31 protein-coding genes are annotated in these 25,058 nt (G+C 69.6%); 28 read left to right on the top strand and 3 right to left on the bottom strand.

Going from position 1 to position 25,058, the window contains the following annotated elements:
* The 19 genes from rplX to truA all read left to right on the top strand — a co-directional run bounded on the left by rplX (window position 1) and on the right by truA (window position 11,694).
* A complete protein-coding gene (rplX, locus tag ACZ6C1_RS31380) occupies window positions 1-324 on the top strand; it encodes a 50S ribosomal protein L24 (protein WP_019888758.1) in 324 nt (107 codons plus the stop codon).
* Window positions 324-881 (top strand): 50S ribosomal protein L5, encoded by a 558-nt coding sequence (gene rplE / locus ACZ6C1_RS31375; RefSeq protein ID WP_073753487.1) that lies wholly within the window; start codon window positions 324-326, stop codon window positions 879-881. Before rplX ends, rplE begins: the two co-directional genes overlap by 1 nt.
* 5 nt (window positions 882-886) lie before the next feature.
* Entirely contained in the window at window positions 887-1,072 is a 186-nt protein-coding gene (locus ACZ6C1_RS31370; RefSeq protein ID WP_003956452.1) for a type Z 30S ribosomal protein S14, read from the top strand.
* 208 nt (window positions 1,073-1,280) lie between these two features.
* On the top strand, window positions 1,281-1,679 hold the full coding sequence (rpsH, locus tag ACZ6C1_RS31365; RefSeq protein ID WP_006347222.1) for a 30S ribosomal protein S8: 399 nt from the start codon (window positions 1,281-1,283) through the stop codon (window positions 1,677-1,679).
* A gap of 21 nt (window positions 1,680-1,700) precedes the next feature.
* Window positions 1,701-2,240, top strand: a complete 540-nt coding sequence (gene rplF, locus ACZ6C1_RS31360) for a 50S ribosomal protein L6 (RefSeq protein ID WP_064069946.1) — start codon at window positions 1,701-1,703, stop codon at window positions 2,238-2,240.
* A 3-nt stretch (window positions 2,241-2,243) separates the two neighbouring features.
* Complete coding sequence (gene rplR / locus ACZ6C1_RS31355) at window positions 2,244-2,627, top strand: 50S ribosomal protein L18 (protein ID WP_031076680.1); 384 nt, start codon at window positions 2,244-2,246, stop codon at window positions 2,625-2,627.
* A 43-nt stretch (window positions 2,628-2,670) separates the two neighbouring features.
* Window positions 2,671-3,276 carry a 30S ribosomal protein S5 gene (gene rpsE, locus ACZ6C1_RS31350; RefSeq protein ID WP_006376045.1) on the top strand — a complete coding sequence of 202 codons (606 nt, stop codon included), beginning with the start codon at window positions 2,671-2,673 and terminating at the stop codon, window positions 3,274-3,276.
* Window positions 3,276-3,458, top strand: coding sequence for a 50S ribosomal protein L30 (rpmD, locus tag ACZ6C1_RS31345; RefSeq protein WP_041130781.1), 183 nt, complete (start codon window positions 3,276-3,278; stop codon window positions 3,456-3,458). The genes rpsE and rpmD overlap by 1 nt, the downstream gene beginning before the upstream one ends.
* A gap of 1 nt (window position 3,459) precedes the next feature.
* Entirely contained in the window at window positions 3,460-3,915 is a 456-nt protein-coding gene (gene rplO, locus ACZ6C1_RS31340; protein WP_344363065.1) for a 50S ribosomal protein L15, read from the top strand.
* Window positions 3,916-4,374: 459 nt separating this feature from the next.
* Window positions 4,375-5,694, top strand: coding sequence for a preprotein translocase subunit SecY (gene secY, locus ACZ6C1_RS31335; protein ID WP_469245564.1), 1,320 nt, complete (start codon window positions 4,375-4,377; stop codon window positions 5,692-5,694).
* A complete protein-coding gene (locus tag ACZ6C1_RS31330; RefSeq protein WP_469245562.1) occupies window positions 5,694-6,353 on the top strand; it encodes an adenylate kinase in 660 nt (219 codons plus the stop codon). Before secY ends, ACZ6C1_RS31330 begins: the two co-directional genes overlap by 1 nt.
* A 116-nt stretch (window positions 6,354-6,469) precedes the next feature.
* On the top strand, window positions 6,470-7,321 hold the full coding sequence (gene map, locus ACZ6C1_RS31325) for a type I methionyl aminopeptidase (RefSeq protein ID WP_469245560.1): 852 nt from the start codon (window positions 6,470-6,472) through the stop codon (window positions 7,319-7,321).
* 175 nt (window positions 7,322-7,496) lie between these two features.
* Window positions 7,497-7,718, top strand: coding sequence for a translation initiation factor IF-1 (gene infA / locus ACZ6C1_RS31320; RefSeq protein WP_003956442.1), 222 nt, complete (start codon window positions 7,497-7,499; stop codon window positions 7,716-7,718).
* Window positions 7,719-7,775: 57 nt separating this feature from the next.
* Window positions 7,776-7,889, top strand: coding sequence for a 50S ribosomal protein L36 (gene rpmJ / locus ACZ6C1_RS31315; RefSeq protein WP_003956441.1), 114 nt, complete (start codon window positions 7,776-7,778; stop codon window positions 7,887-7,889).
* A gap of 184 nt (window positions 7,890-8,073) precedes the next feature.
* Entirely contained in the window at window positions 8,074-8,454 is a 381-nt protein-coding gene (rpsM, locus tag ACZ6C1_RS31310; RefSeq protein WP_064069941.1) for a 30S ribosomal protein S13, read from the top strand.
* Between the two features lie 64 nt (window positions 8,455-8,518).
* Window positions 8,519-8,923, top strand: coding sequence for a 30S ribosomal protein S11 (gene rpsK, locus ACZ6C1_RS31305; protein WP_003956432.1), 405 nt, complete (start codon window positions 8,519-8,521; stop codon window positions 8,921-8,923).
* Between the two features lie 222 nt (window positions 8,924-9,145).
* Window positions 9,146-10,168 (top strand): DNA-directed RNA polymerase subunit alpha, encoded by a 1,023-nt coding sequence (locus ACZ6C1_RS31300; RefSeq protein WP_003956430.1) that lies wholly within the window; start codon window positions 9,146-9,148, stop codon window positions 10,166-10,168.
* Window positions 10,169-10,248: 80 nt separating this feature from the next.
* Complete coding sequence (gene rplQ, locus ACZ6C1_RS31295) at window positions 10,249-10,737, top strand: 50S ribosomal protein L17 (protein WP_064069940.1); 489 nt, start codon at window positions 10,249-10,251, stop codon at window positions 10,735-10,737.
* A gap of 90 nt (window positions 10,738-10,827) precedes the next feature.
* Window positions 10,828-11,694: a tRNA pseudouridine(38-40) synthase TruA gene (gene truA, locus ACZ6C1_RS31290; protein ID WP_469245557.1), complete on the top strand. Its 867-nt coding sequence runs from the start codon at window positions 10,828-10,830 to the stop codon at window positions 11,692-11,694.
* Here the strand turns inward: truA and ACZ6C1_RS31285 are convergent.
* Window positions 11,656-12,555 (bottom strand): hypothetical protein, encoded by a 900-nt coding sequence (locus tag ACZ6C1_RS31285; RefSeq protein ID WP_469245556.1) that lies wholly within the window; start codon window positions 12,553-12,555, stop codon window positions 11,656-11,658. The two genes, truA and ACZ6C1_RS31285, sit on opposite strands and share 39 nt — an antisense overlap.
* Window positions 12,556-12,609: 54 nt before the next feature.
* Between ACZ6C1_RS31285 and ACZ6C1_RS31280 the strand changes: the two genes are divergently transcribed.
* From ACZ6C1_RS31280 to glmM, 5 genes are all read left to right on the top strand, one after another.
* The gene (locus ACZ6C1_RS31280) at window positions 12,610-14,229 is read left to right on the top strand and encodes an ABC-F family ATP-binding cassette domain-containing protein (RefSeq protein ID WP_469245554.1); all 1,620 of its coding nucleotides are present in this window, start codon (window positions 12,610-12,612) and stop codon (window positions 14,227-14,229) included.
* Window positions 14,230-14,280: 51 nt separating this feature from the next.
* Window positions 14,281-15,834, top strand: a complete 1,554-nt coding sequence (locus ACZ6C1_RS31275) for a serine/threonine-protein kinase (RefSeq protein WP_469245552.1) — start codon at window positions 14,281-14,283, stop codon at window positions 15,832-15,834.
* A 251-nt stretch (window positions 15,835-16,085) separates the two neighbouring features.
* Window positions 16,086-16,529, top strand: coding sequence for a 50S ribosomal protein L13 (gene rplM / locus ACZ6C1_RS31270; protein ID WP_064069935.1), 444 nt, complete (start codon window positions 16,086-16,088; stop codon window positions 16,527-16,529).
* Between the two features lie 42 nt (window positions 16,530-16,571).
* Complete coding sequence (gene rpsI, locus ACZ6C1_RS31265; protein ID WP_031076704.1) at window positions 16,572-17,090, top strand: 30S ribosomal protein S9; 519 nt, start codon at window positions 16,572-16,574, stop codon at window positions 17,088-17,090.
* Window positions 17,091-17,199: 109 nt separating this feature from the next.
* Window positions 17,200-18,558 (top strand): phosphoglucosamine mutase, encoded by a 1,359-nt coding sequence (gene glmM / locus ACZ6C1_RS31260; protein WP_469245549.1) that lies wholly within the window; start codon window positions 17,200-17,202, stop codon window positions 18,556-18,558.
* Between the two features lie 67 nt (window positions 18,559-18,625).
* On the opposite strand, the gene ACZ6C1_RS31255 is transcribed toward glmM, so the two are convergent.
* Both ACZ6C1_RS31255 and coaA read right to left on the bottom strand, forming a co-directional pair.
* Window positions 18,626-19,564: a DUF389 domain-containing protein gene (locus ACZ6C1_RS31255; RefSeq protein ID WP_469245547.1), complete on the bottom strand. Its 939-nt coding sequence runs from the start codon at window positions 19,562-19,564 to the stop codon at window positions 18,626-18,628.
* A gap of 30 nt (window positions 19,565-19,594) precedes the next feature.
* The gene (gene coaA / locus ACZ6C1_RS31250) at window positions 19,595-20,572 is read right to left on the bottom strand and encodes a type I pantothenate kinase (RefSeq protein ID WP_469245545.1); all 978 of its coding nucleotides are present in this window, start codon (window positions 20,570-20,572) and stop codon (window positions 19,595-19,597) included.
* 155 nt (window positions 20,573-20,727) lie between these two features.
* On the opposite strand from coaA, the gene ACZ6C1_RS31245 reads away from it, so the two are divergent.
* From ACZ6C1_RS31245 to ACZ6C1_RS31230, 4 genes are all read left to right on the top strand, one after another.
* Entirely contained in the window at window positions 20,728-21,729 is a 1,002-nt protein-coding gene (locus ACZ6C1_RS31245) for an ATP-binding cassette domain-containing protein (RefSeq protein ID WP_469245544.1), read from the top strand.
* Window positions 21,726-22,535 (top strand): ABC transporter permease, encoded by an 810-nt coding sequence (locus ACZ6C1_RS31240; RefSeq protein WP_469245543.1) that lies wholly within the window; start codon window positions 21,726-21,728, stop codon window positions 22,533-22,535. Before ACZ6C1_RS31245 ends, ACZ6C1_RS31240 begins: the two co-directional genes overlap by 4 nt.
* A gap of 308 nt (window positions 22,536-22,843) precedes the next feature.
* Window positions 22,844-24,691, top strand: a complete 1,848-nt coding sequence (gene glmS / locus ACZ6C1_RS31235) for a glutamine--fructose-6-phosphate transaminase (isomerizing) (RefSeq protein ID WP_469245542.1) — start codon at window positions 22,844-22,846, stop codon at window positions 24,689-24,691.
* The gene (locus ACZ6C1_RS31230) at window positions 24,688-25,056 is read left to right on the top strand and encodes a holo-ACP synthase (protein WP_469245541.1); all 369 of its coding nucleotides are present in this window, start codon (window positions 24,688-24,690) and stop codon (window positions 25,054-25,056) included. The genes glmS and ACZ6C1_RS31230 overlap by 4 nt, the downstream gene beginning before the upstream one ends.
* Window positions 25,057-25,058 lie beyond the last annotated feature (2 nt).

Below are 25,058 nucleotides of genomic sequence, written 5' to 3'. Positions count from 1 at the left end.
ATGAAGATCAAGAAGGGCGACCTGGTCCAGGTCATCACCGGTAAGGACAAGGGCAAGCAGGGCAAGGTCATCGCGGCCTTCCCCCGCGAGGACCGTGTCCTGGTCGAGGGTGTCAACCGGGTCAAGAAGCACACCAAGGCCGGTCAGACCGCTCGCGGTTCCCAGACCGGTGGCATCGTGACCACCGAGGCCCCCATCCACGTGAGCAACGTTCAGCTCGTCGTGGAGAAGGACGGCAACAAGGTCGTCACGCGCGTCGGTTACCGCTTCGACGACGAGGGCAACAAGATCCGCGTTGCCAAGCGGACGGGTGAGGACATCTGATGGCTACCACCACCACTCCGCGTCTCAAGACGAAGTACCGCGAGGAGATCGCGGGCAAGCTGCGTGAGGAGTTCTCGTACGAGAACGTCATGCAGGTTCCCGGCCTCGTGAAGATCGTGGTCAACATGGGTGTGGGCGACGCCGCCCGCGACTCCAAGCTGATCGAGGGCGCCATCAAGGACCTCACCACGATCACCGGTCAGAAGCCGGCCGTCACGAAGGCCCGCAAGTCCATCGCGCAGTTCAAGCTGCGTGAGGGCCAGCCGATCGGTGCCCACGTCACGCTCCGTGGCGACCGCATGTGGGAGTTCCTGGACCGCACCCTGTCGCTCGCGCTCCCGCGCATCCGCGACTTCCGCGGCCTGTCCCCCAAGCAGTTCGACGGCCGTGGCAACTACACCTTCGGTCTCACGGAGCAGGTCATGTTCCACGAGATCGACCAGGACAAGATCGACCGTGTCCGGGGTATGGACATCACCGTGGTGACCACGGCGACCAACGACGAAGAGGGCCGTGCGCTCCTCCGTCACCTCGGCTTCCCGTTCAAGGAGGCGTAAGCGAGATGGCGAAGAAGGCTCTCATCGCGAAGGCTGCCCGCAAGCCCAAGTTCGGCGTGCGCGCGTACACCCGTTGCCAGCGCTGCGGTCGTCCGCACTCCGTCTACCGCAAGTTCGGCCTGTGCCGCGTGTGCCTCCGTGAGATGGCTCACCGTGGCGAGCTGCCGGGCGTGACCAAGAGCTCCTGGTAACAGCCCTTTCGGGTTGATCCAGGACTCTCGGTAAGCATCTGGTCGGCAGGAGCCCCGCCCCGCATGTCGTAGGCTTGTGGGGTTGGGCGCCTGCCGCCCGTACGACTTACTACGCCGTAGGTCCCCGCACCGCACCCGTCCCGCCCATGAGTGGGGAGAGGGATGGCGCATACAGGAAACCCCGGCGAGAGAGGCCGAAGGCCAATTCATGACCATGACTGATCCCATCGCAGACATGCTTACGCGTCTGCGGAACGCGAACTCGGCGTACCACGACTCCGTGACGATGCCGCACAGCAAGATCAAGTCTCACATCGCGGAAATCCTCCAGCAGGAGGGCTTCATCACGGGCTGGAAGGTCGAGGACGCCGAGGTCGGCAAGAACCTCGTCCTCGAGCTGAAGTTCGGTCCGAACCGTGAGCGCTCCATCGCGGGCATCAAGCGGATCTCGAAGCCCGGTCTGCGGGTTTACGCGAAGTCCACCAACCTGCCGAAGGTCCTCGGCGGTCTGGGCGTGGCGATCATCTCCACGTCCCACGGCCTCCTGACCGGCCAGCAGGCGCAGAAGAAGGGCGTGGGTGGGGAAGTCCTCGCCTACGTCTGGTAGTCGGGAACGGAGGAAAAGCTAATGTCGCGTATTGGCAAGCTCCCCATCACGGTTCCCGCCGGCGTGGACGTCACCATCGAGGGCCGCACGGTCACGGTGAAGGGTTCCAAGGGCACCCTGAGCCACACCGTCGCCGCGCCGATCGAGATCGTTAAGGGCGAGGACGGCGTTCTCAACGTCACCCGTCCGAACGACGAGCGTCAGAACAAGGCCCTCCACGGCCTGTCCCGCACGCTGGTGGCCAACATGATCACCGGTGTGACCCAGGGGTACACGAAGGCGCTCGAGATCAGCGGTGTCGGTTACCGCGTGGCCGCGAAGGGCTCCAACCTGGAGTTCCAGCTCGGCTACAGCCACCCGATCCTGGTGGAGGCCCCCGAGGGCATCTCCTTCAAGGTCGAGTCGCCGACCAAGTTCTCGGTCGAGGGCATCGACAAGCAGAAGGTCGGCGAGGTCGCCGCGAACATCCGCAAGCTTCGCAAGCCCGACCCCTACAAGGCCAAGGGCGTGAAGTACGCGGGTGAGGTCATCCGCCGCAAGGTCGGAAAGGCTGGTAAGTAAGCCATGGCATACGGCGTAAAGATTGCCAAGGGCAAGGCCTACAAGGGCGCTGCTCTGAAGCGTCGCCACATCCGCATCCGCAAGAAGATCGCGGGTACGACCGAGCGTCCGCGCCTGGTCGTCACGCGCTCCAACCGCGGGATCACCGCTCAGGTCATCGACGACATCGCGGGTCACACCCTCGCGTCGGCGTCCACCCTGGACGCGTCCATCCGCGGCGGCGAAGGCGACAAGTCGGCGAAGGCGAAGCAGGTCGGCCAGCTCGTGGCCGAGCGTGCCAAGGCCGCCGGCATCGAGGCTGTCGTGTTCGACCGTGGCGGCAACCAGTACGCCGGGCGCATCGCTGCCCTGGCGGACGCCGCCCGCGAAGCCGGGCTCAAGTTCTGAGCCGGTTCCGTAGCTCAGCGGAAAACGAAGAGAGGTAATTCCAATGGCTGGACCCCAGCGCCGCGGAAGCGGTGCCGGTGGCGGCGAGCGGCGGGACCGGAAGGGCCGTGACGGCGGCGCTGCTGCCGCCGAGAAGACCGCGTACGTTGAGCGCGTCGTCGCGATCAACCGCGTCGCCAAGGTTGTGAAGGGTGGTCGTCGCTTCAGCTTCACCGCGCTGGTCGTGGTGGGCGACGGTGACGGCACCGTGGGTGTCGGTTACGGCAAGGCCAAGGAGGTGCCGGCCGCCATCGCCAAGGGTGTTGAGGAGGCCAAGAAGCACTTCTTCAAGGTCCCCCGTATCCAGGGCACCATCCCGCACCCGATCACGGGCGAGAAGGCCGCGGGCGTCGTCCTGCTCAAGCCTGCTTCCCCCGGTACCGGTGTTATCGCCGGTGGCCCGGTGCGTGCCGTGCTCGAGTGCGCCGGCGTTCACGACATCCTGTCGAAGTCGCTCGGCTCGTCCAACGCGATCAACATCGTGCACGCGACCGTGGCGGCCCTCAAGGGCCTGCAGCGTCCCGAGGAGATCGCGGCTCGCCGTGGTCTGCCCCTCGAGGACGTCGCCCCCGCGGCTCTCCTCCGTGCGCGTGCAGGGGCGGGTGCGTAATGGCTCGCCTCAAGGTCACGCAGACGAAGTCGTACATCGGCAGCAAGCAGAACCACCGCGACACCCTGCGTTCCCTGGGCCTCAAGCGCCTGGGCGACGTGGTTGTCAAGGAGGACCGCCCCGAGTTCCGCGGAATGGTGCACACCGTCCGCCACCTCGTGACGGTCGAGGAGGTCGACTGACATGGCGGAGCAGAACCCGCTGAAGGTCCACAACCTCCGTCCCGCCCCGGGCGCCAAGACCGCCAAGACCCGTGTGGGTCGTGGTGAGGCGTCGAAGGGTAAGACGGCCGGTCGTGGTACCAAGGGCACGAAGGCCCGTTACCAGGTTCCGGAGCGCTTCGAGGGTGGGCAGATGCCCCTCCACATGCGCCTTCCGAAGCTGAAGGGCTTCAAGAACCCGTTCCGCACCGAGTACCAGGTCGTGAACCTGGACAAGCTCGCCTCCCTCTACCCCGAGGGTGGCGAGGTCACGGTGGCCGACCTGGTCGCCAAGGGCGCGGTGCGCAAGAACAGCCTCGTCAAGGTCCTGGGCCAGGGCGAGATCTCCGTGGCGCTGCAGGTTTCGGTTGACGCCGTCTCCGGCTCCGCCAAGGAGAAGATCACCGCCGCTGGCGGTACCGTCACCGAGCTCGTCTGAGCTCTGTCCTGACGGACACTGACGGAAAAGAGCCTGGCCGGCACCCCCTCGTGGGGCGTCGGCCAGGCTCTTTCGCGTTCCCGTGCCCGGTCGGCTCCCCCCGGGGGCGTGAGGGCGGGGCCGCGGCGCGTACGAACCGGCGTCCGGGGCGGCCGATCGGAGGGCGGCAGGGGCGGGTTTCGGACATGTTGGCCACCTGCGGCGCGAGCCGGGTGTCAATCCGGGCCGCTCGGTCGTTGCCCCGGGAGGGGCCGGTCGACCGGTTGCCCGAGGGGTTTCGCCCAACCCGCGGTTGACGTGCCTCAGCGACGTTTCACGCGGGCGTGGCGGCCGGGTATGGTAGCCGCTGTTAGTGTCCCGGCAGTCTGCCCCCGTGGCGTAAGGCTGCCGTGTTTGTATCTACTCACTTACTAAAACCGTCACCCTCACGCGCGTAACGCGGGGGTCGCAGGAGGCACCGTGCTCACCGCGTTCGCCCGGGCGTTCAAGACGCCCGACCTGCGCAAGAAGCTGCTCTTCACGCTGGGCATCATCGTGATCTACCGGCTCGGGGCCCACATCCCCGTACCCGGTGTCGACTACCAGTCCGTCCAGCAGTGCGTGGACGAGGCCAGCAAGGGCGGCAACAGCCTGCTCGGCCTGGTGAACCTGTTCAGCGGCGGGGCGCTTCTGCAGATCACCATCTTCGCGCTCGGCATCATGCCGTACATCACGGCGAGCATCATCCTGCAGCTGCTGACCGTCGTCATTCCGCGCCTCGAGGCCCTCAAGAAGGAGGGACAGGCGGGCACGGCCAAGATCACGCAGTACACGCGTTACCTGACGATCGCCCTCGCGATCCTCCAGGGCACCGGCCTGGTGGCCACCGCCCGTACCGGCGCCCTCTTCAGCGGCTGCACGGTGGCGGGTCAGGTCGTCCCGGACCGGTCGATCTTCGTGACGATCCTGATGGTCATCACCATGACCGCCGGCACCGCCGTCGTGATGTGGCTCGGCGAGCTCGTCACCGACCGCGGCATCGGCAACGGCATGTCGATCCTGATGTTCATCTCGATCGCCGCCGGCTTCCCGGGCGCCCTGTGGGCCATCAAGGTGAGCGGCAAGCTCGCCCAGGGCTGGATCGAGTTCGGCACCGTCATCCTGATCGGCTTCGTGATGGTGGCCCTGGTCGTCTTCGTCGAGCAGGCCCAGCGCCGCATCCCGGTGCAGTACGCGAAGCGCATGATCGGCCGCAGGTCCTACGGCGGTACGTCCACTTACATCCCGCTCAAGGTGAACCAGGCAGGTGTGATTCCTGTCATCTTCGCCTCGTCGCTGCTCTACATCCCGGCCTTGATCGCCCAGTTCTCGAACTCGACGTCCGGCTGGAAGACCTGGATCGAAGCCCACTTCGTCAAGGGTGACCACCCCTACTACATCACCGTGTACTTCCTGTTGATCGTGTTCTTCGCCTTCTTCTACGTGGCGATCTCGTTCAACCCCGAGGAAGTCGCGGACAACATGAAGAAGTATGGTGGCTTCATCCCGGGTATCCGGGCTGGTCGACCTACTGCCGAGTACCTGAGCTACGTGCTCAACCGGATCACTTGGCCGGGCTCGCTGTATCTGGGTCTGATCGCTCTTGTGCCGACGATGGCGTTGGCAGGCTTCGGTGGCGCCAATGCCAACTTCCCGTTCGGCGGGACGAGCATCCTCATCATCGTGGGTGTGGGGCTGGAGACCGTGAAGCAGATCGAGAGCCAGCTCCAGCAGCGCAATTACGAAGGGTTCCTCCGCTGATGCGTATCGTCCTCGTCGGACCGCCCGGTGCGGGCAAGGGAACGCAGGCCGCGTTCCTTGCCAAGAACCTGTCGATCCCGCACATCTCCACGGGCGACCTGTTCCGCGCCAACATCAGTCAGGGCACGGAGCTGGGCAAGCAGGCCAAGGCGTACATGGACGCCGGCAACCTCGTACCCGACGAGGTCACCATCGGTATGGCCAAGGACCGCATGGAGCAGCCGGACGCCGTGAACGGCTTCCTGCTGGACGGCTTCCCGCGGAACGTGGCCCAGGCCGAGGCGCTGGACGCCATGCTCGACGGCGAGGGCATGAAGCTGGACGCCGTCCTCGACCTGGAGGTCGAGGAGGACGAGGTCGTGAAGCGGATCGCGGGCCGCCGCATCTGCCGCAACGACAGCGCCCACGTCTTCCACGTGACGTACGCGCCGCCGAAGACCGAAGGTGTCTGCGACGTCTGCGGTGGCGAGCTGTACCAGCGCGACGACGACTCCGAGGGGACCGTCCGCAAGCGGCTGGAGGTCTACCACACGCAGACCGAGCCGATCATCGACTACTACCGGGCCCAGGGCCTGGTGGTCACCATCTCCGCGCTCGGCAAGGTCGACGAGGTCACCGGGCGGGCGATGGAGGCACTGCGGGGCGAGAAGGCCGCGTAGTACCACGTTGCTGCCGTACTTCGGCCGCGGTGCCCCTCGGGGCGCCGCGGCCGCTGTCGTACCGCCGTATCGTTGTGAGGTCACCCCGTTCTCCCTTTGGAAAGGCGTCAGCCGTCATGGTGCAGATCAAGACTCCCGAGCAGATCGCGAAGATGCGCGAGGCGGGGCTGGTCGTCGCCGCCATCCACGCGGCTACGCGTGAGGCCGCGGTGCCGGGCGCGACGACCAAGGACCTGGACGAGGTCGCGCGGAAGGTGATCGCCGACCACGGGGCGAAGTCGAACTTCCTGGGGTACGGCGGGTTCCCCGCGACGATCTGCACGTCGGTGAACGAGGTCGTCGTCCACGGCATCCCGAGCGACGACGTCGTCCTGAAGGACGGCGACATCATCTCCATCGACTGCGGGGCGATCGTCGACGGCTGGCACGGTGACGCCGCCTACACGGCCTTCGTGGGCTCGGGCCACGCCCCGGAGCTGATCGAGCTCTCCCGGGTGACCGAGGAGTCCATGTGGGCCGGCATCGCCGCCATGAAGAACGGCAACCGGCTGGTGGACATCTCCAAGGCGATCGAGTCCTACATCCGCCGCCAGCCGCGCCCGGCCACGGGTGAGCACAGCCTGGGCAAGTTCGGGATCATCGAGGACTACGGCGGCCACGGCATCGGCACCGAGATGCACATGGACCCGCACCTGCTGAACTACGTCTCGCGCAAGCGCGGCAAGGGCCCGAAGCTGGTGCCCGGCTTCTGCCTCGCGATCGAGCCCATGGTGTCGCTCGGTACGCCTCGCACGGAGGTCCTGGAGGACGACTGGACCGTCATCACGACGGACGGCACCTGGTCCTCCCACTGGGAGCACTCGGTCGCCCTCACGGAGGAGGGCCCGCTCGTCCTGACGGCCCCGGACGGCGGCAGGGCGAAGCTCGCGGAGCTGGGTGTCACGGCGGCCCCGGACCCGCTGGCCTGACGGTCGCGTCGGCCCGGGCCGCCGGGATGGGGTAACGATCTCCGGCGGTGGGCAAGCTCTCCGGATTCGTGTTTTCCAGGGGCCTGACGTAGACTGATGCGTCGGCTCTCGTGTACCCGTGTGTCCGCACACGGCGACGAGAGTCGATCAAGGTAGCCGATTCGAAGGGCGAAGCGTGGCCAAGAAGCAAGGTGCCATCGAAATTGAGGGCACCGTGATCGAGTCCCTGCCGAACGCCATGTTCAAGGTGGAGCTCCAGAACGGTCACAAGGTCCTCGCGCACATCTCCGGCAAGATGCGGATGCACTACATCCGTATCCTCCCGGACGACCGGGTCGTCGTGGAGCTGTCTCCGTACGACCTGACGCGTGGGCGGATCGTCTACCGATACAAGTAGATCTTGTCGCGCCCCACCTGTGGGGCGGTGGCACTGACCCGGAGAACCTCACATCCCATGAAGGTCAAGCCGAGCGTCAAGAAGATCTGCGACAAGTGCAAGGTGATCCGCCGTCACGGCCGGGTCATGGTCATCTGCGACAACCTGCGCCACAAGCAGCGCCAGGGCTGACGCACGCCGACCTGCACCTCCGCAGTTCTTCGCGCGACGCGAGCAAATTCGTACATACGCAGTGCCCGCCAAGCCCTGACAGGGCCGGCGACACCTCCGGCGGGGGCCGGGGACCCGGAACGTACCTCGTACGGCGGCCGGGAACGGCACTGCGGAAGACCCCCGAACACACAGGAGCCATTGAATGGCACGCGTTTCCGGTGTTGACATCCCGCGCGACAAGCGCGTGGAGGTCGCACTCACCTACGTCTTCGGTATCGGCCGCACCCTGGCGAAGGAGACCCTCGCCTCCACCGGTGTGAACCCGAACACCCGCGTTCGTGACCTGTCCGAGGAGGACCTGGTCAAGATCCGCGAGTACGTGGACGCCAACCTCAAGACCGAGGGTGACCTCCGCCGCGAGATCCAGGCCGACATCCGCCGCAAGGTCGAGATCGGCTGCTACCAGGGTCTGCGCCACCGTCGCGGTCTGCCGGTCCACGGCCAGCGCACCAGCACGAACGCTCGTACCCGCAAGGGCCCGCGTCGCGCCATCGCCGGCAAGAAGAAGCCGGGCAAGAAGTAGTCCGCAGCGGACGACTGTCCACGGTCTTCGCTGTAGGACCGACCACCTCCCGTAGGAGTAAGACATGCCCCCCAAGGGTCGTCAGGGCGCTGCCAAGAAGGTGCGCCGCAAGGAAAAGAAGAACGTCGCTCACGGGCACGCCCACATCAAGAGCACGTTCAACAACACCATCGTTTCGATCACCGACCCCTCGGGCAACGTGATCTCCTGGGCCTCCGCCGGCCACGTCGGCTTCAAGGGCTCGCGCAAGTCCACCCCCTTCGCCGCGCAGATGGCCGCCGAGTCGGCCGCCCGCCGCGCGCAGGAGCACGGCATGCGCAAGGTCGACGTCTTCGTCAAGGGTCCCGGCTCCGGCCGTGAGACCGCGATCCGCTCCCTCCAGGCCACCGGCCTCGAGGTGGGTTCGATCCAGGACGTCACCCCCACGCCGCACAACGGCTGCCGTCCGCCGAAGCGCCGCCGCGTCTGACGCACGGCTGCGGACGGGCCGGCAGTCTGCTGGGGGTCCGGGGGTCGTCCCCCGGGAATTCGCAGCACGGCTGCCGTCCGCCGAAGCGCCGCCGCGTCTGACGCACGGCTGCTTTTCGCAGGGATTCTCGGGCGGTACGGCTCTTCGGGGGCGTGCCGCCCGTACCCTTGCACTATCCGAGGACGTCAAATAGCGGGCGTCCACGACTGAAGGAAACACACCATGCTTATCGCTCAGCGTCCCTCGCTGACCGAAGAGGTTGTTGACGAGTACCGCTCGCGGTTCGTCATCGAGCCGCTGGAGCCGGGCTTCGGCTACACGCTCGGCAACTCGCTTCGCCGTACGCTCCTCTCCTCGATCCCGGGTGCGGCCGTCACGTCCATCCGCATCGACGGTGTCCTGCACGAGTTCACCACCGTGCCGGGCGTCAAGGAGGACGTCACCGACCTCATCCTCAACATCAAGCAGCTGGTCGTGTCCAGCGAGCACGACGAGCCGGTCGTGATGTACCTGCGCAAGCAGGGCCCGGGCCTCGTGACCGCGGCCGACATCGCCCCGCCGGCCGGTGTCGAGGTGCACAACCCCGACCTGGTGCTCGCCACGCTGAACGGCAAGGGCAAGCTGGAGATGGAGCTGACCGTCGAGCGCGGTCGCGGCTACGTCTCCGCCGTCCAGAACAAGCAGGTGGGTCAGGAGATCGGCCGCATCCCGGTCGACTCGATCTACTCGCCGGTCCTGAAGGTCACGTACAAGGTCGAGGCCACGCGTGTCGAGCAGCGCACCGACTTCGACAAGCTGATCGTCGACGTCGAGACCAAGCAGGCCATGCGTCCCCGCGACGCCATGGCGTCGGCCGGTAAGACCCTGGTCGAGCTGTTCGGTCTGGCCCGCGAGCTCAACATCGACGCCGAGGGCATCGACATGGGCCCGTCCCCCACGGACGCCGCCCTGGCCGCCGACCTGGCGCTGCCGATCGAGGAGCTCGAGCTCACCGTTCGTTCGTACAACTGCCTCAAGCGCGAGGGCATCCACTCCGTGGGTGAGCTCGTGGCGCGTTCCGAGGCCGACCTGCTCGACATCCGCAACTTCGGTGCGAAGTCGATCGACGAGGTCAAGGCGAAGCTGGCCGGCATGGGCCTGGCCCTCAAGGACAGCCCGCCCGGATTCGACCCGACCGCCGCCGCCGACGCCTTCGGCGCCGACGACGACGCGGACGCGGGCTTCGTCGAGACCGAGCAGTACTGATTGCTGCCCGTAGGCGACCGCCTGCGGGGCCCTGACCCCGGTACCTGATACGGCCGGGGCAGATCACAAGGAGAAACACCATGCCGAAGCCCGCCAAGGGTGCCCGTCTGGGCGGCAGCGCCGCGCACGAGAAGCTGCTCCTCGCGAACCTCGCGAAGTCGCTCTTCGAGCACGGCCGCATCACCACGACCGAGGCCAAGGCCCGCCGCCTGCGTCCGGTCGCCGAGCGCCTGATCACCAAGGCGAAGAAGGGCGACATCCACAACCGTCGCCTGGTGCTGCAGACGATCACGGACAAGGGCATCGTCCACACGCTCTTCACCGAGATCGCTCCGCGCTACGCCGAGCGCCCGGGTGGCTACACCCGCATCACCAAGATCGGCAACCGTCGTGGCGACAACGCCCCGATGGCTGTGATCGAGCTGGTCGAGGGCGAGATCGCCAAGAAGGCGACCGTCGCCGAGGCCGAGGCCGCCACCAAGCGCGCCGTCAAGGAGTCCGACGAGGCCGCCAAGGCCGAGGACACCAAGGCCGACGAGGCTCCGGCCGAAGAGTCCAAGGACGCCTGAACCGCGTTCTGAAGGCGTAACCACGGGCCCGTCCCCCTCGCGGGGGGCGGGCCCGTTCGGCTTGAGAGGCCACTTGAGAGGATGGGTCGCGTGAGCGATGAGGTGAAGCCCGGCTTCGTACGGGTGCGGCTGGATCTGTCGTACGACGGCAAGGACTTCCACGGCTGGGCCAAGCAGGCCGGCGGGCAGCGGACCGTGCAGGGGGAGATCGAGGACGCGCTGCGCACGGTGACACGGTCGTCCGAGACGTACGAGCTGACCGTCGCGGGGCGGACGGACGCGGGCGTGCACGCGCGCGGGCAGGTCGCCCATGTCGATCTGCCGGAGGGCGTGTGGGCCGAGCACCGGGACAAGCTGCTGCGGCGGCTGGCCGGGCGGCTGGGGCACGACGTACGGGTGTGGAAGGTCGAAGAGGCGCCGAGCGGGTTCAACGCGCGGTTCTCGGCGATCTGGCGGCGGTACGCCTACCGGGTCACCGATGAGCCGGGCGGCGTCGACCCGCTGCTGCGCGGGCACATCCTGTGGCACGACTGGCCGCTGGACGTGGACGCCATGAACGCGGCCGCCGAGCGGCTGGTGGGCGAGCACGACTTCGCCGCGTACTGCAAGAAGCGGGACGGGGCGACGACCATCCGCACGCTCCAGGAGCTGCGGTGGGAGCGGCTGCCGTCCGGCGTGCTGGAGGCCACGGTGAAGGCGGACGCCTTCTGCCACAACATGGTCCGCTCGCTGGTCGGCGCGCTGCTGTTCGTCGGGGACGGGCACCGGCCGGTGGACTGGCCCGGGAAGGTGCTGGCGGCGGGCGTGCGGGACTCGGCCGTCCACGTCGTACGGCCGCACGGGCTCACGCTCGAGGAGGTCGGCTACCCGGCCGACGAGCTGCTCGCCGCCAGGAACCTGGAGGCCCGCAACAAGCGGTCACTCACCGCCCGCGGCGGGAGCGGTGGCTGCTGCTGAGGCCTGGGCGCGGCCACGGGCGTAGATCTGGTTGAAGGCGAACGTCCCGAGGTCGTCGCTGCTCTTGAACACCGCCCCGTCGCTCTTCGTGACCTTCTTGCCGTTGGTGAAACCGGCCTGCGTGAAGTAGGCGTACCGGCCGATGGAGTTCGCGCGGCGCAGGCACACCGTCTGCGCCTGGCAGAAGCCGTTGACCCCCGCGCCGGCGAGCGGGGTGACACCGCCCACCGCCTGCTCCTTCGCCTTGAGGGCGGCCGCCTTGGTGTCGAAGAGCGCGACGCCGACCGTGATGGCGACGCCGTCCCTCTCGTACGTGGCACGGATCACACGCGTGCAGCCGTTCCGCTCCAGGACCGCGCCGAGGCCGTCCTCCGCCGCCGCCGCGCAGTCGGTGGTGGAGGTGGTGGCGCCCTTCTTGTAGACGCGATCGCCCACCGTGAGCTTCTTGCCGGGGAAGAGGGACTCCGCGCTGAGCGGCGCCTTGTCCTTCTCGGCGCTGGAGATGAAGTCCATCGGGTTCGGCGGGGGCGGGGGAGCGACCGAGGAGAAGGACGGCTGCGGCTTCGCCGTGTCGGTGGGCAGCTCCGGAGCTCCGCTGGTGGTGTCGGCGAGGTTGGCGCCGTCGTCGTCCTTCTTGTTGGTGGAGACGATCGCCGCCGCGATCACGGTGCCCACGAGCGCGGTGGCGAGCGCGGCGCCGCCGATGAGCAGCAGGCGCTTACGGCGCGTGCGGGCGGCCGAGGCCTCCGCGAGGGCGCTCCAGTCCGGCGTCTGCGCCGTGTACGGCTGGTTCTGCCGGTACGGGTCCTGCTGGTACGGATCGTGCGGCTGCTGCGGCCACTGGGGTCCCCCAAAGCTCATGCCGCGCATCCTAAACCGGTTGGGGCGGGGGCGGCCCCCGGAGACAATGCGGCCATGGGACATGTAGAGGTCGCGCATCTGGAGTACTACCTGCCGGACGGGCGGGTGCTGCTCGGCGACGTGTCGTTCCGGGTCGGCGAGGGTGCGGTCGTGGCGCTCGTCGGCGCGAACGGGGCCGGCAAGACCACGCTGCTGCGGCTGATCTCGGGGGACCTGCAGCCGCACGGGGGCACGGTGACCGTGTCGGGCGGGCTGGGCGTGATGCCGCAGTTCGTCGGGTCGGTACGGGACGAGCGGAGCGTGCGGGACCTGCTGGTGTCGGTCTCCCCGGCGCGGATCCGGGAGGCGGCGGCCGCGGTGGACGCCGCCGAGCACCTGATCCTGACGGTCGACGACGAGGCCGCGCAGATGGCGTACGCGCAGGCACTGAGCGACTGGGCGGAGGCGCGGGGGTACGAGGCCGAGACCGCCTGGGACATGTGCACCATGGCGGCGCTGGGCGTGCCGTACGACAAGGCGCAGTTCCGTGAGGTGCGCACGCTCAGCGGCGGGGAGCAGAAGCGGCTGGTGCTGGAGGCGCTGCTGCGCGGCCCGGAGGAGGTGCTGCTGCTCGACGAGCCGGACAACTACCTCGACGTGCCCGGCAAGCGCTGGCTGGAGGAGCGGCTGGCCGAGACCCGCAAGACCGTGCTGTTCGTGTCGCACGACCGGGAGCTGCTGGCGCGGGCCGCCGAGAAGATCGTGGCCGTGGAGCCGGGCCCGGCCGGGTCGGACGTGTGGGTGCACGGTGGTGGCTTCGGGACGTTCCACGAGGCGCGGCGGGAGCGGTTCGCCCGGTTCGAGGAGTTGCAGCGGCGCTGGGAGGAGAAGCACGCGCAGCTCAAGCAGCTGGTCCACACCCTGAAGAACAAGGCCGCGTACAACGACGGGCTGGCCTCCCGCTACCAGGCCGCCCAGACCCGGCTGCGGAAGTTCGAGGAGGCCGGTCCGCCGCCGGAGCCGCCGCGCGAGCAGGACATCCGGATGCGGCTGCGGGGCGGGCGCACGGGCGTGCGGGCCGTCACCTGCGCGGATCTGGAGCTCACGGGCCTGATGAAGCCCTTCTCCCTGGAGGTCTTCTACGGGGAGCGGGTCGCCGTGCTCGGCTCGAACGGCTCCGGGAAGTCCCACTTCCTGCGGCTGCTGGCCGGGGAGGACGTCGCGCACAGCGGGTCGTGGAAGCTGGGCGCGCGGGTGGTGCCCGGGCACTTCGCCCAGACGCACGCCCACCCGGAGCTGCTGGGCCGCACCCTGGTCGACATCCTGTGGACCGAGCACGCCAAGGACCGGGGCGGGGCGATGTCGGCGCTGCGGCGGTACGAGCTGGAGCGGCAGGGCGACCAGGTCTTCGACCGGCTGTCGGGCGGGCAGCAGGCCCGGTTCCAGATCCTGCTGCTGGAGCTGGCGGGGACCACCGCGCTGCTGCTGGACGAGCCGACGGACAACCTGGACCTGGAGTCGGCGGAGGCCCTCCAGGTGGGGCTGGAGGCGTACGAGGGGACGGTGCTGGCGGTCACGCACGACCGCTGGTTCGCGCGCTCGTTCGACCGCTACCTGGTCTTCGGCTCCGACGGGGTCGTGCGGGAGACGCCGGAGCCGGTGTGGGACGAGCGTCGCGTGGAACGGGCGCGATAGCCGGGTGCGGCGGGGCGAGCCCGGGTAGGGTGCCGCCCGGGGGTGGGGCCGATGCGTCCGGGGTACAGATTCGGGCCGTTCACCGTGCTCGCGGAGCTCGCCAGTGGCGGGATGGGGCGGATCTATCTCGCCCGCTCTCCGGGCGGGCGGCTGGTGGCGGTCAAGACGCTGCTCAACGTGGGCGAGGACGACCGGCGGCGGTTCGCCCGGGAGGTGGGCCTCGCCCAGCGGGTACGGGGCGTCTACACCGCGAGTGTGGTGGAGGCGGACGCCGCAGCCGAGGTCCCGTGGATGGCGACGGAGTACGTCCCCGCGCCCTCGCTGAAGGACCTCGTGGAGCGCTGTGGACCGCTCGACCCAGTGGCCCTGTACTGGGTCGCGGCCGGTATGGCGGAGGCGCTGGTCTCCCTGCACACGGCGGGCCTGGTGCACCGCGACGTCAAACCGTCCAACGTGCTGCTGCCGCTGGACGGCCCCCGGGTGATCGACTTCGGTATCTCGCAGGCCCATGACGTGACCCGGACCGAGGTGGCCCTGGGCACCGTCGCCTACGCGGCGCCCGAGCAGGCGCGCGGCGAGCCGACGACCACGGCGTCGGACGTCTTCTCGCTGGGCGCGACCCTGTTCCACCTCGCCGTCGGCCGGGCGCCCTACCGCGACGGCGGCGTGGGCCCGGCGCTGGAACAGCTGGTACGGGCCGCCACCGGCGACCTGGACGTGTCGGGGCTGCCGGGCGAGCTGGAGCCCCTGGTGCTGCCCTGCCTGGCCCTGGACCCGGCGGACCGGCCCGCCCCGGCCGACCTCCTGGCGTACTGCTCGGCCCGGCTGGACGGAGGAGCGGAGGCGCGCCGCGAGTGGCTGAGCCCGGCGTGGACGGCGGAGATCGAACGCCACCGGGCGGAGCGGCTCCGGGCGGTCGAGGAGGCCCGGCGCCAGGTGGACCCGGACGCGCCGACAGGCCCGGTGCCGGCACCGGCGCGGACGGCCGCGCTGGCCACGGCCGGGGACGGCCGGGAGGCCCGGCCCGGCCCGTGGGCGCGGCGCCCCCGGCTGCCGTGGGCGGTCGCGGCGGCGGTAGTGGGCGTGACGGGGGCGCTGCTCGCGGTCGTACGGCCCTGGGAGGCGGACGCCCGGACGATCGGCGCGCCGGTCGAGCCGCTGCGGATCCTGGAGGTGGAGAGCGTCCGGCAGGGACTGTGCTACCCGGACAAGGAGTGGGCGCAGCTGCCCGTCGGTGAGTCTCCGCCCCCGGAGGGACGGTCCTTCACCTCCGACAACCGGGACGAGTGCGTCGTGGCCAAGGAATCGGGCGGCATGTCCGTCGCGCGTTTCCAGGACGTGCGGGTCGTGGAGGCCGAGGGAGGCGGCGGCTGGAAGGTGGCCGTCACCTTCCGGGACGCCGACCGGGCCGCTTTCGCGAAGCTGACCGGAAAGGTCGCCGCCCAGCCGGAGCCGGAGAACCAGCTGGCCTTCGTGCTCGGCGAGGACCGGCTGGTCAGCAGCTTCCTCATCATGAGTCCGCTGACCGGCGGGAACGCCGAGATCACCGGGAAGTTCACCCGCAACCAGGCGCTGGCCCTCGCCCGTGCCCTGGGCGCACCCTGACCGGTTACGGCCGGTCCACGTGCCGTGCGGGACGGACCCGGTTTTGACCCGTCGGGGGCGGCGCGGGTACTGTTGCGGTTTGTTATGCGTATTGGCTTCGTCGTTCTTGCGCGAAGAGCCCTTACGCAAGTTCCCTGGAGCAGTTACCAGTGGCTCGCATACGGGCGGTGTTCCCGGCAGTGTGGGCCCCAGCTGCATGATCGCTTCAGGTGTGTCTGGACTCCATCCACTGAAGAAGCGAAGGCTACGAAGTGCGTACGTACAGCCCCAAGCCCGGCGACGTGACTCGCCAGTGGCACATCATCGACGCGCGGGACGTTGTCCTGGGCCGTCTGGCGACGACGGCTGCGAACCTCCTGCGAGGCAAGCACAAGCCCGTCTACGCGCCGCACATGGACATGGGCGACTTCGTCATCATCATCAACGCTGACAAGGTCCACCTGTCCGGCAACAAGAAGACCCAGAAGATGGCCTACCGCCACTCCGGCTACCCGGGTGGTCTGCGCTCCGTCCGTTACGACGAGCTGCTGGACAAGAACCCCGAGAAGGCCGTCGAGAAGGCCATCAAGGGCATGATCCCCAAGAACTCCCTCGGCCGTCAGATGCTCTCGAAGCTGAAGGTGTACGCGGGCGAGAACCACCCGCACGCTGCCCAGCAGCCGGTCCCGTTCGAGATCACCCAGGTCGCGCAGTAGTTCCGGCCACCCCCTAAGAACGAAAGAAATCTGAGGAGCATCGTGGCCGAGACCACTGTTGAGAACCCCATCGAGGGCGAGGAGACCTACGCCGAGGTCACCACCTTCGAGTCCGAGGTCCCCGTCGAGGGTGAGTACACCTCGGAGTCCCTCGCGTCCCGCTTCGGCGAGCCGCAGCCGGCCGCCGGCCTGGGCCGCCGCAAGAACGCCATCGCCCGCGTCCGGATCGTTCCGGGCACCGGCAAGTGGAAGATCAACGGGCGTACGCTCGAGGACTACTTCCCGAACAAGGTCCACCAGCAGGAAGTCAACGAGCCCTTCAAGGTGCTCGAGCTCGACAACCGCTACGACGTCATCGCCCGCATCTCGGGTGGCGGCGTCTCCGGCCAGGCCGGCGCCCTGCGCCTCGGTGTGGCCCGCGCCCTGAACGAGGCGGACGTGGACAACAACCGCGGCCCGCTGAAGAAGGCCGGCTTCCTGAGCCGCGACGACCGTGCCGTCGAGCGCAAGAAGGCCGGTCTCAAGAAGGCCCGTAAGGCCCCGCAGTACAGCAAGCGTTAATCACGCCTGCTCGGTCTGCTCAACGTACGCCCCGGCGGCACCTCCGTGCTGCCGGGGCGTACGTCTATACGCTTCACCTTGCTTTTTCGGAGTAACTCGGAGGACAGCTGTGGGACGACTCTTCGGCACGGACGGTGTGCGCGGTGTCGCCAACGCGGATCTGACGGCGGAGCTGGCGCTCGGTCTGTCGGTCGCGGCGGCGCACGTGCTCGCCGAAGCGGGGACCTTTGCAGGACACCGGCCGACCGCCGTGGTCGGGCGTGACCCCCGTGCGTCGGGAGAGTTCCTGGAGGCCGCCGTCGTGGCGGGCCTCGCGAGCGCCGGTGTGGACGTCATGCGGGTCGGCGTGCTGCCGACGCCGGCCGTGGCGTACCTGACGGGCGCGCTCGGCGCCGACCTGGGCGTGATGCTCTCCGCCAGCCACAACGCCATGCCGGACAACGGCATCAAGTTCTTCGCGCGCGGCGGCCACAAGCTGGCCGACGAGCTGGAAGACCGCATCGAGGCCGTGTACGACCAGCACCGCACCGGTGAGCCGTGGGACCGGCCGACCGGCGCCGGTGTCGGCCGGATCGCCGACTACCACGAGGGCTTCGACCAGTACGTCGCCCACCTGCTGAGCGTCCTGCCGAACCGGCTCGACGGGCTGAAGATCGTGCTCGACGAGGCGCACGGCGCCGCGTCCGGCGTGTCGCCCGCCGCCTTCCAGCAGGCCGGGGCCGAGGTCGTCACCATCGGCGCCACCCCCGACGGGCTCAACATCAACGACGGCTGCGGCTCCACCCACCTGGAGATGCTGAAGGCCGCCGTCGTCGAGCACGGCGCGGACCTCGGCATCGCCCACGACGGTGACGCCGACCGCTGCCTGGCAGTGGACCACACGGGTGCCGAGGTCGACGGCGACCAGATCCTGGCCGTGCTCGCCCTCGCCATGCGCGAGGCCGGCACCCTGCGCGGCGACACCGTCGTCGCGACCGTCATGTCGAACCTGGGCTTCAAGCTCGCCATGGAGCGCGAGGGCCTCCAGCTCGTCCAGACGGCGGTCGGCGACCGTTACGTACTGGAGTCGATGAAGGAGCACGACTACGCCCTGGGCGGCGAGCAGTCCGGGCACGTCATCGTCCTGGACCACGCCACCACCGGCGACGGCACCCTGACCGGTCTGATGCTCGCCGCGCGTGTCGCGGCGACCGGACGGTCGCTGGCCGACCTCGCCGGGGTCATGGAGCGGCTGCCGCAGGTCCTGATCAACGTCAAGGACGTCGACAAGGCCCGTGTGAAGTCCTCCGCGGAGCTGCGCACCGCCGTCGCGGACGCCGAGCGCCGGCTGGGCAGCACCGGCCGTGTCCTGCTCCGTCCCTCGGGCACCGAGCCGCTGGTGCGCGTCATGGTCGAGGCCGCCGACATCGAGCAGGCCCGCTCGGTCGCCGGTGAGCTCGCCGACGTGGTGAAGTCCGCGCTGGGCTGACCACTGACGCGACAGGGGCGCCCCACCGTTCGCCGGTGGGGCGCCCCTGTCGCGTACGTACGTACCGTCAGGCCTTCCGCGTACGGCGGCGCCGGCGCGCCCAGAAGTACTTCTGAGCCAGCAGTGTCAGCGTGCCGGCGAGCACGATCGCCAGCAGGTTCAGCAGGAGCTGCTCGACGGAGCCCCGGGTCTGGCCGAGGTCGCCGTACCCGAGGGCGACCGCCGCGTTGGCCGCCGCGGGGACGGTGGTGACGGAGATGGCCACGCCGACCAGCGCGCCGGACTTCGCGGAGGTGAGCGACAGCGTTCCGGCGGCGCCCGCGAGCAGGCCGACGACGAACGAGAACCAGTCCGGCGCGTAGATGAACCCGGTGTTGGGGCGGTCACCGTGCAGCAGGTCCTCGGTGAACAGCCCCGTGGCGTCCATGCCCAGGCTGAACAGCACCGTCAGTGCCATGGCCGCCGCGAAGCCCACGAGCAGGGCGACCAGCGACCGCACGGCCAGCCGCGGCCGGCGCTGCACCAGCGCCGTGCAGATACCGGCGAGCGGGCCGAACTCCGGGCCCACCGCCATGGCGCCCACGATCAGGATGGCGTTGTCGAGGACCACGCCACAGGCCGCGATCATGGTGGCGAGCGTCAGGAACGCCACGTACGTGACGCTGAGGGTGGACTCCTCGTGCGTGGCGTCCTGGAGGTGCTCCCACAGCACCGCGTCCGCGCCCTCGCCCGGGGCGTCCTCCTCGGCCCGCTCCGCGCGCTTCGACAGGGACAGGCCGATGTCGTCGACGGCGATCGAACCGGTCCTGTCGAGGCCCAGGGCGCGCAGGTCGGCGATCAGCTCGTCGCCCGCCTCGCGCGCCACGTCGCACAGCACCAGGTCACCGGCCGGGTCGCGGGCCGCGCCGGGGATGACGGCGAGGTGGGTCGTACCGACCGTCTTCTCGATGGTGCCGACCACCTCCTCGGTGCGGTCGGCCGGGACGATCATGCGCAGGTGCAGCACGGACGCGGTCCCTTCAGAGCTTCGGAGGTGTCAGAGCTTGCGCAGGGAGAGGCGCTGGACCTTGTGGTCCGGGCCCTTGCGTACGACGAGGGTGGCACGCCCGCGCGTCGGCGCCACGTTCTCCAGGAGATTGACCTTGTTGATGGTCCGCCACATGGTACGGGCGTACTCCAGCGCCTCGTCCTCGCTGACCTGGGTGTACTTCTGGAAGTACGAGGAGGGGTTCTGGAACGCGGTGGCGCGCAGCTTGCGGAAACGATTCAGGTACCAGGCCTCGATGTCCTCGGGGCGCGCGTCCACGTACACCGAGAAGTCGAAGTAGTCGGCGAGTCCGACGCGTGTGCGGCCGTCCTTGCCGGGCATCGCGGGCTGCAGGACGTTGAGGCCCTCGACGATCAGGATGTCGGGGCGCCGGACCGTGAGGCGCTGGCCGGGGACGATGTCGTAGATCAGGTGGGAGTAGACGGGGGCGGTGACCTCGTCCTTGCCGGCCTTGATGTCGGCGACGAACCGGGTCAGAGCGCGCCGGTCGTACGACTCGGGGAAGCCCTTCCTGGACATCAGGCCGCGCGCCTGGAGCTCCTTCATGGGGAGCAGGAACCCGTCGGTGGTCACCAGCTCCACCCGCGGGTGCTCGGGCCAGCGGGCGAGCAGCGCCTGAAGAAGGCGGGCGACGGTGGACTTGCCGACGGCGACGGAGCCGGCGACCCCTATGACGAACGGGGTGCCGCGCTGGGCGCTCTTCTCGCCGAGGAACGTGTTCAGCGCGCCGCGCAGATTGGCGGTGGCGCCGACGTACAGGTTGAGGAGGCGCGAGAGCGGCAGGTAGATGTCCCGGACCTCGTCGAGGTCGATGACGTCGCCGAGACCACGCAGCCGCTCCACCTCCTCGGCGGTGAGGGGCAGCGGCGTCTTGTCGCGCAGCGCGCTCCACTCGGCGCGGGTGAGGTCGACGTACGGAGTGTCCGCACGGCGGTGGGCGGCGCTTCGTGGCGGCGAAGTGATCACACGGCCATTGTCGTGCTTGCGGGAGCGTTGTGGGCCGTGTGCTCGGTCACCCTCGCCGGACCGGAATGTCAGTGGCGTGCGTCACAGTTGTGGGGAAGGTGGGCGTCGGGGCTCCGGCGTTCGCTGGTACGACCCGAGCCGAGGGGATCAGTCCCATGACGTATGCCATCCAGGCGGAAGGCCTGGCCAAGCGGTTCAAGGAGACCCAGGCGCTCGACGGCGTGGACCTGGCCGCCCGCACCGGGACGGTGCTGGGCCTGCTGGGGCCGAACGGGGCGGGGAAGACGACGGCCGTCCGGATCTTCGCCACGCTGCTGGAGCCCGACGCCGGCCGGGCACTCGTCGCCGGGCACGACGTGGTGCGGGAGGCCGGGGTCGTGCGCTCCCTCGTGGGCCTCACCGGGCAGTACGCGGCGGTCGACGAGAACCTGACGGGCACGGAGAACCTGCTGCTGATCGGGCGCCTGCTGGGGATGCCGAGGCGGGAGGCCAGGGCGCGGGCGGCGGAGCTGCTGGACCGCTTCGGGCTGAGCGACGCGGCGGGGCGCGCGGTGAAGACGTACTCCGGCGGTATGCGGCGCAGACTGGACCTGGCCGCGAGCCTGGTGGGGCGGCCGCGGATCCTGTTCCTCGACGAGCCGACCACGGGCCTGGACCCGCGCAGCCGCGGTGAGCTGTGGGACATGCTGCGCGGCCTGGTCGCCGAGGGCGTCACCGCCCTGCTGACCACGCAGTATCTGAACGAGGCGGACAGGCTCGCCGACGACATCGTGGTGATCGACAGGGGCCGCGTCATCGCCGAGGGCAGCCCCGACGAGCTCAAGTCGCAGGTGGGCGGCCAGGTCCTCCAGGTGCGGCCGGTGCGGGCGCACGACCTGGCCGGGGCGCACGCGCTGGTGACCGAGGCGGCCGGGCGGCAGACGCAGATCGAGGGTGATGTGATCACCGCCCCGGTGAACGGCCCGGAGCTGATGCCCGCCGTCGTGCGGCGGCTGGACGGCGCGGGGATCGCGGTGGGTGAGCTGACCCTGCGCCGCTCGTCCCTCGACGAGGTCTTCCTGGCGCTCACCGGGCACCGGGCGGAGAGCGACACCGGCGACGGCGGGGAGCCGGAGCCCGACGACAGCGACATCGAGAAGGTGGTGAGTTCGGCATGACCGCCACGACGGTGGACGCGCAACTGACCCCGAGCGGCCGGGTGCGGGCCGGAGCGAGCCTGCGGCAGACCGCCACGATGGCGTGGCGGAGCCTGGTGGCCGTCAAGCACAACCCCTTGGAACTGGTCGACTACAGCATCACGCCGATCATGTTCGTGTTCCTCTTCACGTATGTGATGGGCGGGCAGATGGCCGGGTCGCCCGACGCGTACCTGAAGTACGCACTGCCGGGCATCATCGTCCAGAACATGTTCTTCATGACCATCTACACGGCGATGGCCCTCAACACCGACCTGACGAAAGGGGTGTTCGACCGGCTGCGGAGCCTGCCGATAGCCCGGTCCGCGCCGCTCATCGGCCGGATCTCCGCCGACCTGGTCAAGCACCTGTGGGCGACGCTGCTGATGATCGGCCTCGGTCTGGCGCTGGGCTTCCGCGTCACCGGAGGCTTCGGCGGGTTCCTGGCGGGCGTCCTGCTGCTGATCGCCTTCGCGGCGGCGGTGTCGTGGTGCGCGGTGCTCATCGGGATGCTGGCGGGTGACGCGGAGAAGGTGCAGGCCTTCGGCTTCACGCTGATCTTCCCGATCACCTTCACCAGCAGCGCGTTCGTCCTGGTCGAGACGATGCCGGGCTGGCTCCAGGCATGGGTGCACGTCAACCCGGTGACGCACCTGTCGGACGCGTTCCGCGGGCTGCTGCTGGGCGGCGAGGTGGGCCGGCCGCTGATGTGGACGCTGGTCTGGGCGGCGGGCATAGCCGTCGTCTTCTACCCGCTGGCGATGCGGGCGTACCGGGCGAAGGCCTGACCCGTCGGCCTCGCCGCGCCGCGCTGGGCCCGGCCGGGCTGCGCCGCGCTGCGTTGGGCGGGGCCGGGCCGCGGGCGCGCGGTGGCGTGCGGGGCGCAGGCCCGACCCGGCGGGCGCCCGGCCGTGTGCGGGGCGGACGCTTGGGGTGGGGGCGGGCTCGGTGGCGGGTGGGGGCGCCCCGGTCGTGTGAGGACGGGCTTGGTGGCGGGTCGGGCGCGGCCGGGCCGCAGGCGCGTGGTGGCGGGTGGGGGCGCCGGGCGGGTGGCGTCGGCGGACGTGCGGGGGCGGGCGGCTTTAGGCTGCTCGGCATGTGCGGAATCGTGGGTTACGTCGGCGGGCAGTCGGCGCTTGATGTGGTGATCGCGGGCCTCAAGCGGCTCGAGTACCGGGGCTACGACTCGGCCGGTGTCGCGGTCCTCGCCGACGGCTCGATGGCCGCGGCGAAGAAGGCGGGCAAGCTCCTCAACCTGGAGAAGGAGCTCGACAGCCGGCCGCTGCCGACCGGCAACGCGGGGATCGGGCACACCCGGTGGGCCACCCACGGCGGGCCCACCGACGCCAACGCGCACCCGCACCTCGACAACGCGGGGCGGGTCGCCGTCGTCCACAACGGCATCATCGAGAACTTCGCGCCGTTGCGCGCCGAGCTGGCCGAGCGGGGGCACTTTCTGGAGTCCGAGACGGACACCGAGGTCGTCTCGCACCTGCTGGCCGAGGAATTCTCGTCCTGCGGCGACCTGCCGGAGGCGATGCGGCTGGTGTGCCGGCGGCTGGAGGGCGCCTTCACCCTCGTCGCCGTGCACGCCGACCAGCCCGACGTGGTCGTCGGCGCGCGGCGCAATTCGCCGCTGGTGGTGGGGGTCGGCCAGGGTGAGGCGTTCCTCGCCTCCGACGTGGCCGCGTTCATCGCCCACACGCGCTCGGCGATCGAACTCGGCCAGGACCAGGTCGTGGAGCTGCGCCGGGACGGGGTGACGGTCACCGACTTCGACGGCGCGCCCGCCGAGGTGCGCTCGTACCACGTCGACTGGGACGCCTCGGCGGCCGAGAAGGGCGGATACGACTACTTCATGCTGAAGGAGATCGCCGAGCAGCCGAAGGCGGTCGCCGACACCCTGCTGGGCCGTATCGACGCCGTTGGTTCGCTGACACTGGACGAGCTGCGGATCCCCGACACGGTCCTGCGCGAGGCGCACAAGGTGGTCGTCGTGGCGTGCGGGACGGCCTTCCACGCCGGACTGATCGCCAAGTACGCCATCGAGCACTGGACGCGCATCCCGTGCGAGGTGGAACTGGCGAGCGAGTTCCGCTACCGGGACCCGATCCTGGACCAGCGGACGCTGGTGATCGCGATCTCGCAGTCCGGCGAGACCATGGACACCCTGATGGCACTGCGGCACGCCCGGGCGCAGGGGGCGCGGGTGCTGGCGATCTGCAACACCAACGGTTCGACGATCCCGCGCGAGTCGGACGGCGTGCTCTACACGCACGCCGGACCGGAGGTGGCGGTGGCGTCCACCAAGGCTTTCCTGACGCAGCTCGTGGCCGTGTACCTGCTGGCCCTGTACCTGGGGCAGGTGCGCGGGACCAAGTGGGGCGACGAGATCCGTGCGGTCGTCAAGGACCTGGCGCGGATCGCGGAAGACGTCGACCGGGTGCTCGAGACCATGGAACCGGTGCGGGAGCTGGCGCGGTCGCTGGCGGACAAGGACACCGTGCTGTTCCTCGGGCGGCACGTGGGCTACCCGGTGGCCCTGGAAGGCGCGTTGAAGCTCAAGGAGCTCGCGTACATGCACGCCGAGGGCTTCGCCGCCGGTGAGCTCAAGCACGGGCCGATCGCTCTGATCGAGAAGGACCTGCCGGTCGTGGTCGTGGTCCCGTCGCCACGCGGCCGGTCGGTCCTGCACGACAAGATCGTGTCGAACATCCAGGAGATCAGGGCCCGTGGCGCGCGCACGATCGTGATCGCGGAGGAGGGCGACGAGGCGGTGACGCCGTACGCCGACCACCTGATCCGCGTCCCGGCGACGCCGGTGCTGCTCCAGCCGATGGTGTCGACGGTGCCGCTCCAGGTGTTCGCGTGCGAGCTGGCGACGGCCCGCGGCAACGAGGTGGACCAGCCGCGCAACCTGGCGAAGTCGGTCACCGTCGAATGATCATCGGGGTGGGGATCGACGTGGCGGAGATCGACCGGTTCGCGGCGGCGCTGGAGCGTACGCCGCACATGGCGGAGCGGCTGTTCGTGGAGCGGGAGTTGCGGCTGCCGAGCGGGGAGCGGCGCGGCATCGCCTCACTCGCGGCGCGGTTCGCGGCGAAGGAGGCGATCGCCAAGGCCCTCGGCGCGCCGGCCGGGCTGCAGTGGACGGACGCCGAGGTGTACGTCGAGGACAGCGGGCAGCCACGGCTGCGGGTGCGCGGCACGGTCGCCGCGCGCGCCGCCGAGCTGGGCGTACGGCAGTGGCATGTGTCGCTCAGCCATGACGCGGGGGTGGCATCGGCCGTGGTGATCGCGGAGGGTTGAGC

The sequence above is a fragment of the Streptomyces sp. NPDC041796 genome, assembly GCF_055590785.1.
Note: the sequence above shows the minus strand (reverse complement) of the source record. Positions and strands in the feature narration are given on the sequence as shown.